This window comes from Nocardia sp. NPDC052254, from assembly GCF_040679495.1.
Lineage (GTDB): Bacteria > Actinomycetota > Actinomycetes > Mycobacteriales > Mycobacteriaceae > Nocardia.
Map to the genome: position 1 here is coordinate 14,172 of NZ_JBFAUW010000015.1, position 14,159 is coordinate 28,330.

General features: G+C 68.1%; 14 protein-coding genes. 6 read left to right on the forward strand and 8 right to left on the reverse strand.

Annotated features, from left to right (window positions below):
- Nucleotides 1-334 precede the first annotated feature (334 nt).
- Nucleotides 335-1,408 carry an alpha/beta hydrolase family protein gene (locus AB0L57_RS27725; RefSeq protein WP_364968103.1) on the forward strand — a complete coding sequence of 358 codons (1,074 nt, stop codon included), beginning with the start codon at nucleotides 335-337 and terminating at the stop codon, nucleotides 1,406-1,408.
- Here the strand turns inward: AB0L57_RS27725 and AB0L57_RS27730 are convergent.
- On the reverse strand, nucleotides 1,391-2,881 hold the full coding sequence (locus tag AB0L57_RS27730) for a wax ester/triacylglycerol synthase family O-acyltransferase (protein ID WP_364968105.1): 1,491 nt from the start codon (nucleotides 2,879-2,881) through the stop codon (nucleotides 1,391-1,393). The two genes, AB0L57_RS27725 and AB0L57_RS27730, sit on opposite strands and share 18 nt — an antisense overlap.
- Before the next feature lie 465 nt (nucleotides 2,882-3,346).
- On the opposite strand from AB0L57_RS27730, the gene AB0L57_RS27735 reads away from it, so the two are divergent.
- The 4 genes from AB0L57_RS27735 to AB0L57_RS27750 all read left to right on the forward strand — a co-directional run bounded on the left by AB0L57_RS27735 (nucleotide 3,347) and on the right by AB0L57_RS27750 (nucleotide 8,338).
- Nucleotides 3,347-4,135 carry a hypothetical protein gene (locus AB0L57_RS27735; RefSeq protein ID WP_364968106.1) on the forward strand — a complete coding sequence of 263 codons (789 nt, stop codon included), beginning with the start codon at nucleotides 3,347-3,349 and terminating at the stop codon, nucleotides 4,133-4,135.
- A 74-nt stretch (nucleotides 4,136-4,209) separates the two neighbouring features.
- Nucleotides 4,210-6,360, forward strand: coding sequence for a molybdopterin oxidoreductase family protein (locus AB0L57_RS27740; RefSeq protein WP_364968109.1), 2,151 nt, complete (start codon nucleotides 4,210-4,212; stop codon nucleotides 6,358-6,360).
- A 248-nt stretch (nucleotides 6,361-6,608) separates the two neighbouring features.
- Nucleotides 6,609-6,824, forward strand: a complete 216-nt coding sequence (locus AB0L57_RS27745; protein WP_364968111.1) for a biotin/lipoyl-binding carrier protein — start codon at nucleotides 6,609-6,611, stop codon at nucleotides 6,822-6,824.
- Nucleotides 6,824-8,338, forward strand: a complete 1,515-nt coding sequence (locus AB0L57_RS27750; protein WP_364968113.1) for a histidine kinase N-terminal domain-containing protein — start codon at nucleotides 6,824-6,826, stop codon at nucleotides 8,336-8,338. The genes AB0L57_RS27745 and AB0L57_RS27750 overlap by 1 nt, the downstream gene beginning before the upstream one ends.
- 185 nt (nucleotides 8,339-8,523) lie before the next feature.
- Here the strand turns inward: AB0L57_RS27750 and AB0L57_RS27755 are convergent, their stop codons facing one another.
- Nucleotides 8,524-8,778, reverse strand: coding sequence for a WhiB family transcriptional regulator (locus AB0L57_RS27755; RefSeq protein WP_025347717.1), 255 nt, complete (start codon nucleotides 8,776-8,778; stop codon nucleotides 8,524-8,526).
- A 234-nt stretch (nucleotides 8,779-9,012) separates the two neighbouring features.
- Nucleotides 9,013-10,020 carry a diacylglycerol kinase family protein gene (locus AB0L57_RS27760; protein WP_364968116.1) on the reverse strand — a complete coding sequence of 336 codons (1,008 nt, stop codon included), beginning with the start codon at nucleotides 10,018-10,020 and terminating at the stop codon, nucleotides 9,013-9,015.
- A gap of 82 nt (nucleotides 10,021-10,102) precedes the next feature.
- Between AB0L57_RS27760 and AB0L57_RS27765 the strand changes: the two genes are divergently transcribed.
- Nucleotides 10,103-10,534 (forward strand): hypothetical protein, encoded by a 432-nt coding sequence (locus AB0L57_RS27765; RefSeq protein ID WP_364968118.1) that lies wholly within the window; start codon nucleotides 10,103-10,105, stop codon nucleotides 10,532-10,534.
- Here AB0L57_RS27765 and AB0L57_RS27770 read toward each other — a convergent pair.
- From AB0L57_RS27770 to AB0L57_RS27790, 5 genes are all read right to left on the reverse strand, one after another.
- Nucleotides 10,516-11,130: a GNAT family N-acetyltransferase gene (locus AB0L57_RS27770; RefSeq protein WP_364968121.1), complete on the reverse strand. Its 615-nt coding sequence runs from the start codon at nucleotides 11,128-11,130 to the stop codon at nucleotides 10,516-10,518. The two genes, AB0L57_RS27765 and AB0L57_RS27770, sit on opposite strands and share 19 nt — an antisense overlap.
- Before the next feature lie 65 nt (nucleotides 11,131-11,195).
- Entirely contained in the window at nucleotides 11,196-12,548 is a 1,353-nt protein-coding gene (locus tag AB0L57_RS27775) for a sigma-70 family RNA polymerase sigma factor (protein ID WP_364968123.1), read from the reverse strand.
- Between the two features lie 8 nt (nucleotides 12,549-12,556).
- Nucleotides 12,557-12,898, reverse strand: coding sequence for a YciI family protein (locus AB0L57_RS27780; RefSeq protein ID WP_364968125.1), 342 nt, complete (start codon nucleotides 12,896-12,898; stop codon nucleotides 12,557-12,559).
- A gap of 168 nt (nucleotides 12,899-13,066) precedes the next feature.
- Complete coding sequence (locus tag AB0L57_RS27785) at nucleotides 13,067-13,543, reverse strand: GNAT family N-acetyltransferase (RefSeq protein ID WP_364968128.1); 477 nt, start codon at nucleotides 13,541-13,543, stop codon at nucleotides 13,067-13,069.
- On the reverse strand, nucleotides 13,540-14,148 hold the full coding sequence (locus tag AB0L57_RS27790; protein WP_364968131.1) for an acid phosphatase: 609 nt from the start codon (nucleotides 14,146-14,148) through the stop codon (nucleotides 13,540-13,542). The genes AB0L57_RS27785 and AB0L57_RS27790 overlap by 4 nt, the downstream gene beginning before the upstream one ends.
- Nucleotides 14,149-14,159 lie beyond the last annotated feature (11 nt).

A 14,159-nucleotide genomic window follows, 5' to 3' on the forward strand; every position in this document is an offset into this window, starting at 1 on the left:
GTTGATTCCGGCGCTGGGTTCTGCTGTAGCGGGTGACGGGCTGTGGGATGTATTCCTCGGTTCGCTCGGGAACATCGTCAAGTAGACGCTCAGAACTTGGTTCGACCTTCGGGATTTCCGGCGTGGAATTCCGTTGCACGAGAAATTTAGGAGAACAATATGGGATCGCTCGTCGATATTCTCGGTCAGGGCGTTGGGAGTGCGGCCCCCATCGGCACCAATATCGTGAATGCGCTCATCACTCTCAGTGGTGGCACTCCGGCCGCCGGTAAGTAATCCAGTTGTCGACCGTGGGGGCACACTCGCTCATCGAGTGTGCCCCCACGGTGCGTTCGTGAGCCACGGTGGTGTGAGGGCGATGGTGTTGTTCGGCGGCAAGGTGACCGGTGCGGTGCGCGGGGTCGCTCATGTGTTTGCGTATGTGGTGGCAGCGGCTCTGCTCTGGGCTGTCGTCGCGCCCCCGGCCGCGGCCGCGCCCGTGGCCCGGATCGTCAGCGAAACCCCAGGCCCGGGACGGATCGTCCAATTCGGCGTCTACTCACCGTCGATGGACCGGGTGATACCGCTGCAGGTCCTGCGGGCCGCCGATACCGCGGCGCCGGCGCCCACGCTGTATCTGCTCAACGGGGCCGGTGGTGGCGAGGACGCCGCGACCTGGCTGAAGCAGACCGATGCCTCGGACTTCTTCGCCGACAAACAGGTCGACGTCGTGGTCCCGATGGAAGGTGCGTTCAGCTATTACACCGACTGGGAGCGACCCGACGAGGGCCTGGCGAACAAACTGAAGAACAACGGCCGGAACATGTGGGCGACCTTCCTCACCGAAGAGCTTCCGCCCGTGATCGATTCGGCCCTGCACACCACCGGAGCCAACGCACTGGCCGGGATCTCCATGGCCGGGACGTCGGTGCTGGATCTGGCGATCCGGGCGCCGAAGCTCTACCGCAGTGTGGCCGCCTACAGCGGATGCGCGATGACCAGCGATCCGCTGGGCCAGTCGTTCGTCTCGCTGGTCGTCGGTCTCGGCAAGGGTGATCCGCAGAACATGTGGGGCCCGACCGGCGGTGCCGGCTGGCAGGAGCACGATCCCTACCTGCACGCGGACCGGCTGCCGGATATTCCGATGTACATCTCCAGCGGCAGTGGGCTGCCCGGCCGGCACGACACCCTCGGCGATCCCGGAGTACGCGACGACAGCCGGGTCCTCGCCAACCAGGTGGTGCTCGGTGGCGGGATCGAATCCGCGGCCAACTACTGCACCGCCAAACTCGCCGAGCGCACACAGGCCCTGGGGCGCACCAACATCACCTACAACTTCCATCCGGCGGGCACCCACTCGTGGGGTTATTGGCAGGACGACCTGCACAAATCCTGGCCGATGATGTCGGCGTCACTCGGCGCCCACTGACCGCTGTTCGCCTTCGCTGTGAATCACCAGGCGCTCGGCCCGGATCGCGGCGGTGAGTTCGCGCAGCGACCGCACCAGCAGATCGCCGTAGTGTTGCGGATCGGGCAGCATCGCGGCATCGGAGCTGAAGGCGATCACCAGCTGGTCGCCCTGTGAGGTGATCAGATGGCGGAGTCCGTCGCCGTCCATGATCGGCAGCACGCCGAAGACGGTGACCGCCGGTGCGCCGAGGAATTCCAGACGCGTCGCGACCGGTGGCACATTGCTGATCGTGGTGTTGGTCAGCGGCACGGTGTCGACCTGGTCGAATGCCCGCTGCGAGCGGGCCCAGCCGGCCAGCCGCAACAGCCACGACGGTGAGGTCTGCATCCGCCCCTCGCGCACGATCACCGCATCGTCGCGGTAGCGCTGTTTCTCCCGCTCGGCCGAACCACGGATCGCGCGCAGCCGGGAGACCGGGTCGTGCAGGTCGGTGTGCAGATCCACCGACATCTGGCACAGCTGGTTGGCCGAATTCCACTGCGCGATACCGCGCATCGAGATCGGCACCATGGCCGCCAGCGTCGCGGCCGGCACCTCGTCGCGTTCGGCCAGGTAGGTCCGCAGCGCGCCGGCGACGACAGTGAGCAGCAGATCGTTGATCGTGACGCGCTCGGTGAACGCCTCCTTCGCGGCGCGGACCTCCGACAGCGGCACGGTGACCAGATCGAAGATGAGAGCCGGGGTGATCCGGCTGTTGAAACGCGTTGCCGGGCGCAATGATTCGGGCTCATGCAGCAGGTCGTCGGCGACCCGGGCGCGCACGGTGCCGGCCGCGGCGCGGGTGCGAAGCACGCCGCCCACGAACCGCGCGCACCGATAGGGCAGGACCGCGGCGGCGCGCACCGCCGCGCCGGATGCCGACCAGCCGTCCTCGACGGCGAGCAGCGGGGGATGTTCGCCGTCGGTGCCGAACAGCTTCAGCTCGAGCTCCCGCGTGGCCACGCCGTCGCCGACACTGTGATGGAACTTCAGCACCACGACCGCCACCGGTGCGGAGGTATCGGGAAAGCCGGTGACGCCGTCGAAGACGTGCAGTTCCCACGGCGGCCGGGTGAGATCCATACGGGCACCGGCGATCTCGGCCATCCGATCGCGCACGGCCGGCCAGGACTGTGGTGCCCGCCCCTCGAGTGTCACGTGATCGTCGATATCGAACTCGGAGTCGGGCACCCAGTAGGGCAGATCGAGGTCACCGGGCAGTCGTTCGAGTCGGCGGTGGAACAGTGGTGAACAGCCGAGTCGCTCCCGCATCCAGGCGCGAACCTGAGCGCGGCTGATCGGGCCGCTCGGGCTCTCGAAGACATATGCCGCGACGATATTCGACGGATGGCGGTCGAATTCGTCATAGACGAATACCGCATCTCGGGGTGCCAGTTGTTCGGCGGTGATGCGCAGTCCGCTGCCCGCCGCGCGGACCGTCTTCTTCGTCATTGCTGCTCCTGCTCGGCAATTCTTCCTCCAGCGGAGTCTACCGTTCGGTCCGAGAGCGAAGCCGGGGTCCGTGCAAATGATTTCGGGAGGCATTTTCTTTTGTCTTCGGAAATAATTGTCCGGTGACGAGTGATATCGATGCGCCGATCGCGCCCGGCTCTCCGGGTGGGGCGCGGCCGCCGGGGGCCGGACGGGTGCGCCGGGACGGATTCCATTCAGTAATATCAATTGCCTATAACAATGAATCGATGAAGTTGCGACGGTATCGATATCTCCCTGGTTGCCCGGAGGCCGGTTCGCCGGCGCGGGATCGCTCGGCTCCGATGATCCGGGGAGTTTGCCGGAGCGTTCCGCCGATCGTGGGCAGGGCCCACGCTCCCGAGTCCGGGAGGTGTGCCGTGTTGTGCGGTGGCGACGGTGCTGGCATCGTCTTCTCGCCGGGACAATTCGGGCGTGAGGGATGTGATGGGTTCTGACTCCGATCGGCCGCCGCACAAGGACACATCGCAGCCGTTCGGCCCGCCGGTGAGTTCGGGTGACTGGCTTTCGGCGCCGCCACCGCCGCCGTATCGATCACGTGAATCCCGGCCCGCGGACACACCGCCGCGGATCGTGCGGCGCGCGCCCGAACACCCGGAATGGGCCATCGATCCGGACGCCATCCAACTTGCCCTCGATACCAGGCCGCGGCGCCCGCACCGGCCCGGTGCGCGCAGGCGTTGGATCGTCGGTTGCGCACTGGCGGTCGCGGTGGTGGCCGTGGTCGCCGGGATCGTCACGACCGTCGTCGTGACCGCGCGTCCCGAATCCGGCAACCCCGCGGTGGCGGCGTCGGCCACCTCGTCGGCCGCCGTGACCACCGCGGCGCGCGGCCCGCAGATCCCCCCGTGTCCGGCCGGGACCCATGACGGCACCACCGTCGGTAACGGGGTAGGCGGAACCGTCGACGGTCCGGGGGCGATTCTCGGCTTCGAGTACTCGTACTACACCGCCCGCAGTGGCGAGCGTGCCCAGGGCTTCGTCGCCCGGGACACCGTCAACGTCGCCGACGCCGCGGGGCTTCAGCAGGCGATCGATACCCAGATCCCGGTCGGCACCACCTACTGCGTCCACATCGTGACGCGGGAGTCCAGCCTTTTCGATGTGGATGTCGAGGAGTATCGCCCCGATGGCGCCCTGACGGTCTATCGCCAGTCGGTCCGCACGGTGGTACGCGACGGCCGCGCGCTGCTGTACGAGATTCGCGACCGCTGAGCGGGTTTCGCGGGGCTGTACCGCTGTCCGCGCCACCGGTACGCTGCGAGATGTCCGCCGGGAGAGGATGAGGCATGGGTACTCGCATCGTTTCGCGACAGTGCACGCTCTGTGAGGCGCACTGCGGAATCCGGGTCACCGTCGAAGAGGATCGGGTGGTCCGGATCGAGGGGAATCCGGACGACGTCCTGTCGGAGGGCTACATCTGCCCGAAGGCGACCGCGATGGGTGCCCTGCACCACGATCCCGACCGATTGCGGACCCCGATGCGGCGGGTCGGTGACCGATTCGAACCGATCGGCTGGGACGCGGCATTCGCCGAGATCGGCCGGCGGCTGCGGCAGATCCGGCGGGCGCACGGTCCGAGTGCGATCGGGATGTACCTGGGAAATCCGGCGGCGCACAGCTCGTCGGTGATGTACGGGGTACTGCTGCGCGCGGTGCTGCTGACCCGCAACTTCTACTCGGCGTCATCGATCGATCAGTTCCCGCAGGAATTCGCCGCCTGGCGGATGTTCGGGTCCAATGTGCTGATGCCGATCGCCGATATCGACCGCACCGATCGGCTGGTGATCCTGGGCGCGAATCCGGCGGTGTCGAACGGCTCGGTCACCACCATGCCCAATGCCAGACAGCGCATCAAGCGGGTGCGCGAGCGCGGCGGCCGGGTCGTCGTCGTCGACCCGCGGCGCAGTGAGACCGCGCGGCTGGCCGATCGGCATCTCGCGGTCGTCCCGGGCGGTGACGTCCATCTGCTGCTCGCGGTGCTGCACGTGCTGATCGAGGAGAAGCTGTGTGACGAGCGCGCGGTGCGGGCCCGGTGTTCGGGCTGGGACGAACTGCGGGAGACGGTCGCGCGCTGGACACCGGAGCTGGCGGCCCCGCACGCGGGCATCGATGCCGAGACGATCCGCACCTTCGCCCGCGAGCACGCGGCCGCGCGCACGGCGGTCCTGTACGCCCGGATCGGGGTGTGCCAGCAGGTGACCGGCACACTGGTGCACTGGCTGGTCAACGCGATCAATGCGGTGACCGGGAATCTGGACCGCGCGGGCGGGCAGATGTTCGCCACCGCACCGGTGGACGCGGCTCGATACGGGAAGTACCTGCCGATGGGCCACGGCGCGTGGACCGATCGGTCCGGGCGCTACAAATCCTTCCGCTCGGAGTTGCCGGTGGCGGCGCTGGCCGACGAGATCCTGACCGAGGGACCCGGCCGGGTCCGCGCGATGATCACGTATGCGGGCAATCCGGTGTTGTCCACGCCGCAGGCGGGCCGTCTCGACGCGGCCCTGGAATCACTGGATTTCTTTGTGGCCGTGGACATGTACCTCACCGAGACCACCCGGCACGCCGACATCGTGCTCCCGCCGGTGTCCCAGCTCGAACGCGACGAGGTCAATCTGCTGTTCCCGGTGTTCAGCGTGCGCAACAACCTGCGCTACGACGCCCGGGTCTTCGATCCACCGGCCGACGGGCTCGAGGACTGGCAGATTCTGGCCCGGATGGTCACCGAGCTGGTGCCGCTGCCGGCCCGCCGGATCAGCGGCCGGATCATGAACGCGGTCTTCGAACGCCTCTCACCGCTGCGGCTCACGGCGCTCGCCGTCGCGGCCGGACCGTACGGCGTACTGCGCCGGGGCCGGTCCGGGCTCACCGTCGCCAAGGTGCGTGACCGTCCCGGCGGTGTGGATCTGGGACCGCTGCGCCCGCGCCTGCGATCGCTGATCGGCACCCGCGATCGCAAGGTCGCACTCGCACCGGCCGACTTCCGCGAGGCGGTCGCGACGCTGTTCGACGAACTGCCCGCCGCACCGGCCGCCGGATCCGGCGGCTACGACCTGCGTCTCATCGGTCGACGACATCTGCGCAGCAACAACTCCTGGTTGCACAACGTTCCGGCGATGGTCAAGGGCCGTGACCGCTGCACCGTCCTGATGCATCCCGCCGACGCCGGGTCGCGCGGTCTCGCCGACGGTGAGGCGGTCACGGTGTCCTCGGCCAGCGGGTCGATCGTGGTGACACTCGAGGTCGGTGACGAGATCCGGCCCGGCACCGTCGCGATTCCGCACGGCTGGGGGCACCGCGAACCCGGTGTGGGCTGGCGGGTGGCGGCCTCGCTGCCGGGCGCGAATGTGAATCTGCTGCACGATCCGGCGCAGGTGGATCCGTTGTCCGGTACCGCGGCGGTCAACAGCACCTGGGTGCGCGTCAGCGGGCGCTGATCCGCGAAAGTGGTTGTCGCACCGGCCGGTTCGGGGTATCGGCTGTGGCCGATCTCGCGCTGCCGGCCACTGCCGCCCTAGAGAGCCGAAGGCGGTGGCGGCGAATCGGGTCCACCTCGCGCCGGCGGTGTTCGTGACCTGGGGACGCTTCGGGGTCGAGGCATTCACCAGCTGAGCGGATTGCTGTGGCCGCCGGTGTGGTTGGCTGTAGCGTCAGCGGATACGCCGATCGACCGGAGAAGGGTGCCATGGCTGAGGAAGTGCTCGCGGAGATGGTGTCGACCGTCTTCCAGATCGTCGCCCAGGAGGGCGCGACCGTGCACGAGGGCGACACCCTGGTGCTCCTGGAATCGATGAAGATGGAGATCCCGGTGGTGGCCGAAGGACCGGGCACCGTCGCCTCGATCAATGTGAAGCCCGGCGATGTGCTGCAGAAGGGCGATCTGATCGCGGTCATCTCGTAATGTCGACCCTCAGCGATCTACTCGCCGAACACACCGACCTGCCCGGTGCGGCGGTCGACCACCTGCAACGGGTGGTGGGTGATTGGCAGCTGCTGGCGGATCTGTCCTTCGCCGATCTGCAGCTGTGGGTCGGCGTCGGGCCGGTGCCCGACGGTGCCGATGTCGTCTGTGTGGCCCAGTGCCGGCCCACCACCGCGGCGACGGTCCAACCCGACGATCTGGTCGGCACACTGGCCTCCCGTCAGGATCATCCGCAGATCTTCCAGGCCCTGAACTCGGGCGAGATCGATCGCATCGACGGTGATGCGGAGTCCACCGGTGTCTATCACCCCAGCCCCGCCCGGGTCATCCGCGAGGGGATTCCGGTGCGCTGCGGCAACGATGTCATCGCCGTACTCGGCCGCGATACCGAACTGCAACGCCGCACGGTCGGCGGCAACCTCGAGCACGCCTACATGAACTGCGCCGACGACCTGTGTCAGATGATCGCCGACGGCACCTTCCCCACCCTGGAGGATCGCACGGGCTCGCACTCCAGTCCCCGGGCCGGGGATGGATTCATCCGGCTCGACACCGACGGTCTGGTCGTCTACGCCAGCCCGAACGCGCTGTCGGCCTATCACCGGATGGGCCTGCAGAGTGAACTGGCCGGACACGATCTGGCGCAGTCGACCCGATCGCTGATCACCGACCCCTTCGATGCCCAGGAGGTGGTCACCGACATCCAGGCCGCGCTGGCCGGCAAGTCCGGGCGGCGGATGGAAGTGGAGGCCCGCGGCGCCACGGTACTGCTGCGCACCCTGGTGCTGCGCCCGCACGGGGAACTGGCCGGGGCGGCGGTCCTGGTCCGCGATGTCACCGAGGTCAAGCGCCGCGACCGTGCGTTGCTGTCCAAGGACGCCACCATCCGCGAGATCCACCATCGGGTGAAGAACAATCTGCAGACCGTCGCGGCCCTGCTGCGACTGCAGGCCCGCCGCACCGAGAACGAGGAAGCCCGGGTGGCGCTCACCGAGTCGGTTCGCCGGGTCACCTCCATCGCATCGGTGCACGAGATGCTGTCGATGTCGGTGGACGAGGAGGTCGACCTCGACGAGGTGGTGGATCGGCTGCTGCCGATCATGGCCGATGTGGCGACCGTGCACACCGCGCGGATCAAGGTGCGTCGCGAGGGATCACTCGGTGTCTTCTCCGCCGAGCGGGCGACACCGTTGGTGATGGTGCTCACCGAACTGGTGCAGAACGCGATCGAGCACGCCTTCGATGCCGGCGAGAACGGCACTGTCACAATACGTTCCGAGCGTTCGGCACGCTGGCTGGATGTCATCATCAGCGATGACGGCCGGGGTTTGCCGGAAGGTTTCAGCCTGGAGGGATCGGACCGGCTGGGACTGCAGATCGTGCGCACTCTGGTGACCGCGGAACTCGGTGGTTCGATCGGTTTGCACCCCGGGGCCGATGTCGGCACCGACGCTGTATTGCGGGTACCACTGGGTCGCCGCAACGCGCGCTGACGAAGTCCCGGCGCACTTCATAAACGTGCGTAAATCGGAAAAACGGAAACAGCTGCGAGAAATTCGGTGTGAGAAACAACCCGGTTCGAAAACAGTGAAGCCCGGCACCTTTCCGGTGCCGGGCCGAAATGCGTTACGGGCCGGGGCTGTGCAGGATCGTTTGGCCGGTAACGCTGCGCGTCGCCTCAGACGACAGTGCGCGTGCGGGTGCGGGCGTTACGCCGCTTCAGCGCCCGGCGCTCGTCTTCGCTCATGCCACCCCACACGCCGGCATCCTGTCCGGAGGACAGAGCCCAGGACAGGCAGTCGGCGGTTACGGGGCAGCGGGCGCAGACCAGCTTGGCATCGGCAATCTGCGCGAGCGCAGGACCACTGTTACCCACCGGGAAGAACAGCTCGGGGTCCTCGTCGCGACAGATGGCCTTGTGGCGCCAGTCCATTCCTCTGCTCCTTTGCATGGGCGCCGCAAGGCGCCGCTGGTTTGTGGTTCGTTCACTTGTGCGACTCGAATGTTTCCGCACGGTTGCTTGTGAATGCTTTCACGAACACCGTAGATGTCAATAGCCTTTTGGTGCACCGTGGGGAAGCTCACGCTCTAAAGCCCTGTAAAGCCGGGCCTGCGGAGTCCTTTGTACTCGCTTGTACCGGTTTTCGCAGCACAACTGCGAGGTTTCTCAGTTGTGTCGAACCGATTCCGGCTTCGGAGCCACCACTTCGAGTGCTTCGGGCACGGAGGTGAAATCCACCACGTTGCGCCGGCCGATGAAATCGCCATCGATTTGCAGCCCGACCTCGGTAGCTGCCTCGATGCGGACCGTGGGCGCATCGTCGAGGCGAAACAAATTGCGCCCCTTCGGATCTCCATTCTCGGTCAGCAGTTGCCGGGCGACCGACAGTGTAGGTGCCACTCCCATGGTTCGCATGGCGAACACGCCGAGGCCGCGTTCGAACGTCGTACCGGGGTTCGTACGGACCGGACGGTGATCCAGATATGTCCACGGACTCGTGTTGGTCACGAAGGCGTAGTGCACGTCCGGCACCGGTGGGTGATCGGGTACCCGGACGGTGATCACGGGCTCACGACGTTTGGCCCGGAAGAACTGCCGCACCGTGGTTCGCAGATAGCGTGCGGGTGTGGCGGCGTGCCCGGCCGCCCGCGAGCGGTCGATCGCCTCGCACACGTCGGCGTCGAGACCGACGCCCGCGGTGAAGGCGCACCAGCGGCCGTCGGCGACCATCAGTCCGATCCGGCGGTCGCCGCCATGGCCCGGGCGGTCGCTGTCGAGGGACAGCAGATCGATCAGCTGATTGGTCGCGGCCACCGGATCCGGCGCGATCCCCAGCGAGCGCGCGAACACGTTGGCCGAACCGCCGGGAATGATTCCGAGTCGCGGTACCACCGCCGGGGAGCGTTGCGCGGCAGTCGATTCGGTGCCCGCGCCGGTCTCGGGTAGCGGCAGGAATCCGTTCACGGTCTCGTTGACCGTGCCGTCGCCGCCGTGCACGACGATCAGATCCATCTCCGCCTCGGTGGCCCACTGCGCCAATTCGGCGGCGTGGCCGCGATGCTGGGTGTGCGCGACGATGAGCTGTGTGCGGCTCTCCAGCGCATGAGCGAGCAGATCGCGAGTGGCCGGAGTGGTCGAGGTGGCATTCGGATTCACGATCAGCAGCGTCCGCACGCGGATCAGCCTACTGAGCCGCGGCGGCCGGGAGCGCAGGCGGAGGTGACACCGGTGCCGTCGCGCTCGATACGCTGAGCGGGTGGCGAAGCAGAACGCGGACGACGACAGCACCGGCGCCGGTCTCTCCGGCGAGGCGGCCGAGGCGACCCCGGGCACGGTGCGCGGGGCGGGTGCCCTGGCGACGCTCGAGGGACTGATCGGCGTGATCATCGCGATCGTGCTGGCGATTGCGGGGCACGACAAGTCGGCCTACGGGACCGCCGCGTGGTTCGTGATTCTCGCCGGTGCGGTGCTGGCGGCCGGGATCGGCCTGCTGCGGGGTAGGCGTTGGGGCCGGGCCATCGTCGTGATCGCGCAGATTCTGCTGCTGCCCGCAGCCTGGTACATGCTCAGTTCACACCGGCTGGAGCTGGGAATTCCGGTCGGTCTGCTGGCGCTGGTGACCCTGGGGCTGATCTTCGCGCCGGCGTCGGTGCGGTGGATGGCGCAAGCCTACGACGTCGCGGACTGACGCCACATCGGCCACAGCAGCGGGCCGCCGGCGGTGGCATCGAGTTCGCCGCGCTGATCGAAACCGTAGCGCTCGTAATAGGCGATATTGCTGAACTTGCTGGACTCCAGATAGGCGGGGGAGCCGATCTCGTCGCAATGCGCGAGCCGGGGTTCGAGCAGTGCGTGCCCGTATCCCTGCCCGCGCGCGGCGGGGTCGGTACCCACGATCGCGAGATACCAGTGCGGCTCGTGCGGGTGTGCCTGTGCCATCCGCTCCGACATCTGGCCCGCCGCCGCCAGTCGCAGCCGGAACGCGCGAGCCAGTGACGGCATCATCCGCAATACTTGCGTGACCCCGGAATCCCAGGTCCCCGGTGGTGACCAGACCGCCCCGCCGGTGATGCGGCCCGCGGCGTCGAATGCCGCGTCGACAGCTCCGTGCGGTAGGTAGAGGTGGCGGATCAGCGCCTCGAACATCAGCGCCGCGCGCCGTGGCCGGCCGCGATCGGCCGGGATGCACCACTGCACCATCGGATCGTCGTCGAATGCCAGCGCCAGTACGCGCGCCAGCTCGCGCACCTCCGATGCCACGATGGGGCGAACGGTGATCTCCATCGGTCCACCCTATGCCCGGGACCGGTCGAAAACGACCGCTGAACGGCCCGCCGGCGGCTTTTCGGTCAGTCGTCCAACTCTGCCAGCCGGGCGCCGAGAAAAGCCCGCTCGGCGTCGTTCTCGGTCAGCAGCAACGCCTCGGAATAGGCCAGCCGCGCCTCGTCGTAGCGTTGTCGCCGAGCCAGAAAATGCGCCCGGGCCGCGGCGAGATATCCGTATCCGGCCAGTTGCGGCTCGCCGGACAGTTCGTCGAGCGCGGCCGATCCCGCCTCGGCTCCGTGGACCATGCCGACGGCGACGGCCCGGTTGAGTGCCACGACCGGTGACGGCCACAGATCGATCAGCACGTCGTAGAGGCCGAGGATTTCCCGCCAATCCGTCTCGTCGTAGCTCGGCGCCCGCGCGTGCACCGCGGCGATGGCGGCCTGCAACGCGTAGCGGCCGGGCCTGCGTTCCAGGGCCGCGCGCACCAGGGCCAGGCCCTGAGTGATCTCGTCGTGATCCCAGCGCGAGCGGTCCTGATCGGCCAGTGCCACCATCGCGCCCTCGCGCGAGGTGCGTGCCGCGCGCCGCGCATCGGTGAGCAGCAGCAGCGCGAGCAGCCCCGTGACATCGGGATCGCCGGGGAGCAGGGTGTGCAGCATCCGGGCCAGGTCCAGTGCGCGCTCGGTGAGTTCACGGCGGATCAGGTCGGATCCCGACGGCGCGGTGTGTCCCGTGGTGAACATCAGATGGACCACCGCGAGCACGGCCTCGACGCGCTCGGGCAGTTCGTCGGGACCCGGCACCCGGTACGGAATACGGGCGGCCGCGATCTTCTTCTTGGCGCGGGTGATGCGTGCGGCCATCGTCGGTTCGGCGACCAGGAACGCGCGCGCCACCTCCGCCGTGGTGAGCCCGCACACCAACCGCAGGGTGAGCGCGATCTGTGTCTGGGCGGCCAGTGCCGGATGGCAGCAGGTACAGATCAACCGCAACCGGTCGTCACCGAATTCCGCGTCGGGATCCGGTATCGCCGGTTCCGCGAGACCCGCTGTCACGGAAGTCTTCTCGTCGGCGATCAGGAGTGGCAACGCCCGGCGTGCGGTCGACTGCCGGCGCAGCAGGTCCAGCGCCCGGTTCCGCGCGACCGTGGTGAGCCAGGCCGCCGGGCGTCGTGGAATTCCGTTCGTGCCCCAGCGCACGAGTGCCTGGGCGTACGCGTCCTGGACGCACTCCTCGGCCAGATCGAGATCGCGGGTCACCCGCACGGTCGCCGCCAGTACGAATGCCCACTCGCGGCGATGTGCCTCGGCGACGGCGGCCGCGACCTCATCGGACCGCGGGAACGGCGGATCCGATGGTGCGCCATCCCGGCGCGAGCCGGCGCCACCCCGATGGGGGAGCGCCGGTCCACGGTCGGTCGGGTGATCGAACATGGTGTGAATCAGCCGAGTTCGCGGATCGGCCGTACCTCGACACCGCCGTGCGGCATCGGCACCCGGCGCGCGATCGCGATCGCGGCATCGAGATCGGTCGCCTCGATCAGGTAGTAGCCGCCGAGCTGTTCCTTGGTCTCGGCGAACGGTGCGTCGGTGACCACGAAATCTCCCGCGCCGTCCGGGCGCACCGAGGTCGCGGTGTGGGTGCGGTGCAGCGCGTTACCGCCGCGCAGGGCGTCGGCGTGCTGTTCGGCGAATTCCCGGTGCTCGGCCAGCATCGGGCTGTCCGGCCCCGGCTCGGGTACGGCGTTCTCGTCTTGGTAGATCAGGATCAGATACTGAGACATGGTCGGCTCGTCCTTCGAGTGGGTGGTCCGCCTCTCGGACCATTCAACTCTTCGACGCGCGGTATGCGACCGGATCGACAGCGATGCGAAAAATTCTCGGAAACGGCCGAGGCGGCCCGGGCGATCAGCACCGCCGGTTCGGCGGCAGGGCAGCGGGCGTGTGAATTCTCAGGAGCGGCCGAGCCGGTCCAGGGCATCGCCGGCCAGCCGGAAACCGGTCCACTCGTCCTGTGCCACCGCACCCAGGCCGCGGTAGAACTCGATCGACGGCGTATTCCAGTCCAGCACCGACCAGTCCACCCGGGTGTAGCCGTGCGCGACCGCCTCGCGCGCCAGTTCCACCAGCAGGGCCTTGCCCAGTCCGTGACCGCGGGCGTCCGGACGGACGTAGAGGTCCTCGAGGTAGATGCCGTGTTTGCCGGTCCAGGTCGAGTAGTTCAGGAACCAGATCGCGCAGCCGGCCACCCGCTCGGGCGAGCCCGTCGTGGCGATGTGGGCGAAGACCGCGGGCGCCGGGCCGAACAGCGCGGTGTGCAGATCCTGCGCGGTGAGGGTGCACTGTTCCCGGGCTCGTTCGTATTCGGCCAGGTCGTAGACCAATTCGACCAGGGCGGGCACATCGGCGGGAGTGGCGCGGCGGATCATCGGTCCGCTCCCGCCGGTACCAGATTGTGCGCGAGGATCGTCCGGGCCTGATGGTCGTGGCCGAGGATGCTGATCGCGGCGGTCGACAGGAAGAACCGCCGCCCCTCGCGAGCCGGGAATTCCGCCCAGCGCGCGATCAGCACCCGGGAGAAGTGCCCGTGGCCGACCAGCACCACATCGCGGGTGCGCAAGGCCGATTCGACCGATTCGAGGACGCGGTCGGCGCGGGCGGACACCGCGGTCAGGGATTCACCACCGGGCACCGCACCGGTGAAGATGGTCCAACCCGGTGCGGTCTCGCGTATCTGCGGGGTGGTCAGCCCCTCGTAGTCGCCGTAGTCCCATTCGACCAGATCGTCGTCGACGTGGGCGGTGGGCAGCCCGGCCAGCTCGGCGGTACGCACGGCGCGTTTGCGCGGGCTGGTCAGGACCAGTGGGTCGCTCAGATCGAGTCCCGTCAGCACGGATGCGGCCGCCCGCGCCTGTTCCTCGCCGCGGTCGGTGAGCGCGATATCGGTGCGCCCGGTGTGCCTGTGCGCCGCCGACCACGCGGTCTCACCGTGCCGCAGCAGCACCAGCCGATGGTTCCTGTCCGATGCACTCATGGTCTCGATCA

Coding starts and splice junctions, on each gene's coding strand:
- AB0L57_RS27730 (WP_364968105.1), bottom strand. CDS start 2,881: ATGACGAAGAAGACGGTCCGCGCGGCGGGCAGCGGACTGCGCATCACC.
- AB0L57_RS27735 (WP_364968106.1), top strand. CDS start 3,347: ATGGGTTCTGACTCCGATCGGCCGCCGCACAAGGACACATCGCAGCCG.
- AB0L57_RS27740 (WP_364968109.1), top strand. CDS start 4,210: ATGGGTACTCGCATCGTTTCGCGACAGTGCACGCTCTGTGAGGCGCAC.
- AB0L57_RS27745 (WP_364968111.1), top strand. CDS start 6,609: ATGGCTGAGGAAGTGCTCGCGGAGATGGTGTCGACCGTCTTCCAGATC.
- AB0L57_RS27750 (WP_364968113.1), top strand. CDS start 6,824: ATGTCGACCCTCAGCGATCTACTCGCCGAACACACCGACCTGCCCGGT.
- AB0L57_RS27755 (WP_025347717.1), bottom strand. CDS start 8,778: ATGGACTGGCGCCACAAGGCCATCTGTCGCGACGAGGACCCCGAGCTG.
- AB0L57_RS27770 (WP_364968121.1), bottom strand. CDS start 11,130: ATGGAGATCACCGTTCGCCCCATCGTGGCATCGGAGGTGCGCGAGCTG.
- AB0L57_RS27775 (WP_364968123.1), bottom strand. CDS start 12,548: ATGTTCGATCACCCGACCGACCGTGGACCGGCGCTCCCCCATCGGGGT.
- AB0L57_RS27780 (WP_364968125.1), bottom strand. CDS start 12,898: ATGTCTCAGTATCTGATCCTGATCTACCAAGACGAGAACGCCGTACCC.
- AB0L57_RS27785 (WP_364968128.1), bottom strand. CDS start 13,543: ATGATCCGCCGCGCCACTCCCGCCGATGTGCCCGCCCTGGTCGAATTG.
- AB0L57_RS27790 (WP_364968131.1), bottom strand. CDS start 14,148: ATGAGTGCATCGGACAGGAACCATCGGCTGGTGCTGCTGCGGCACGGT.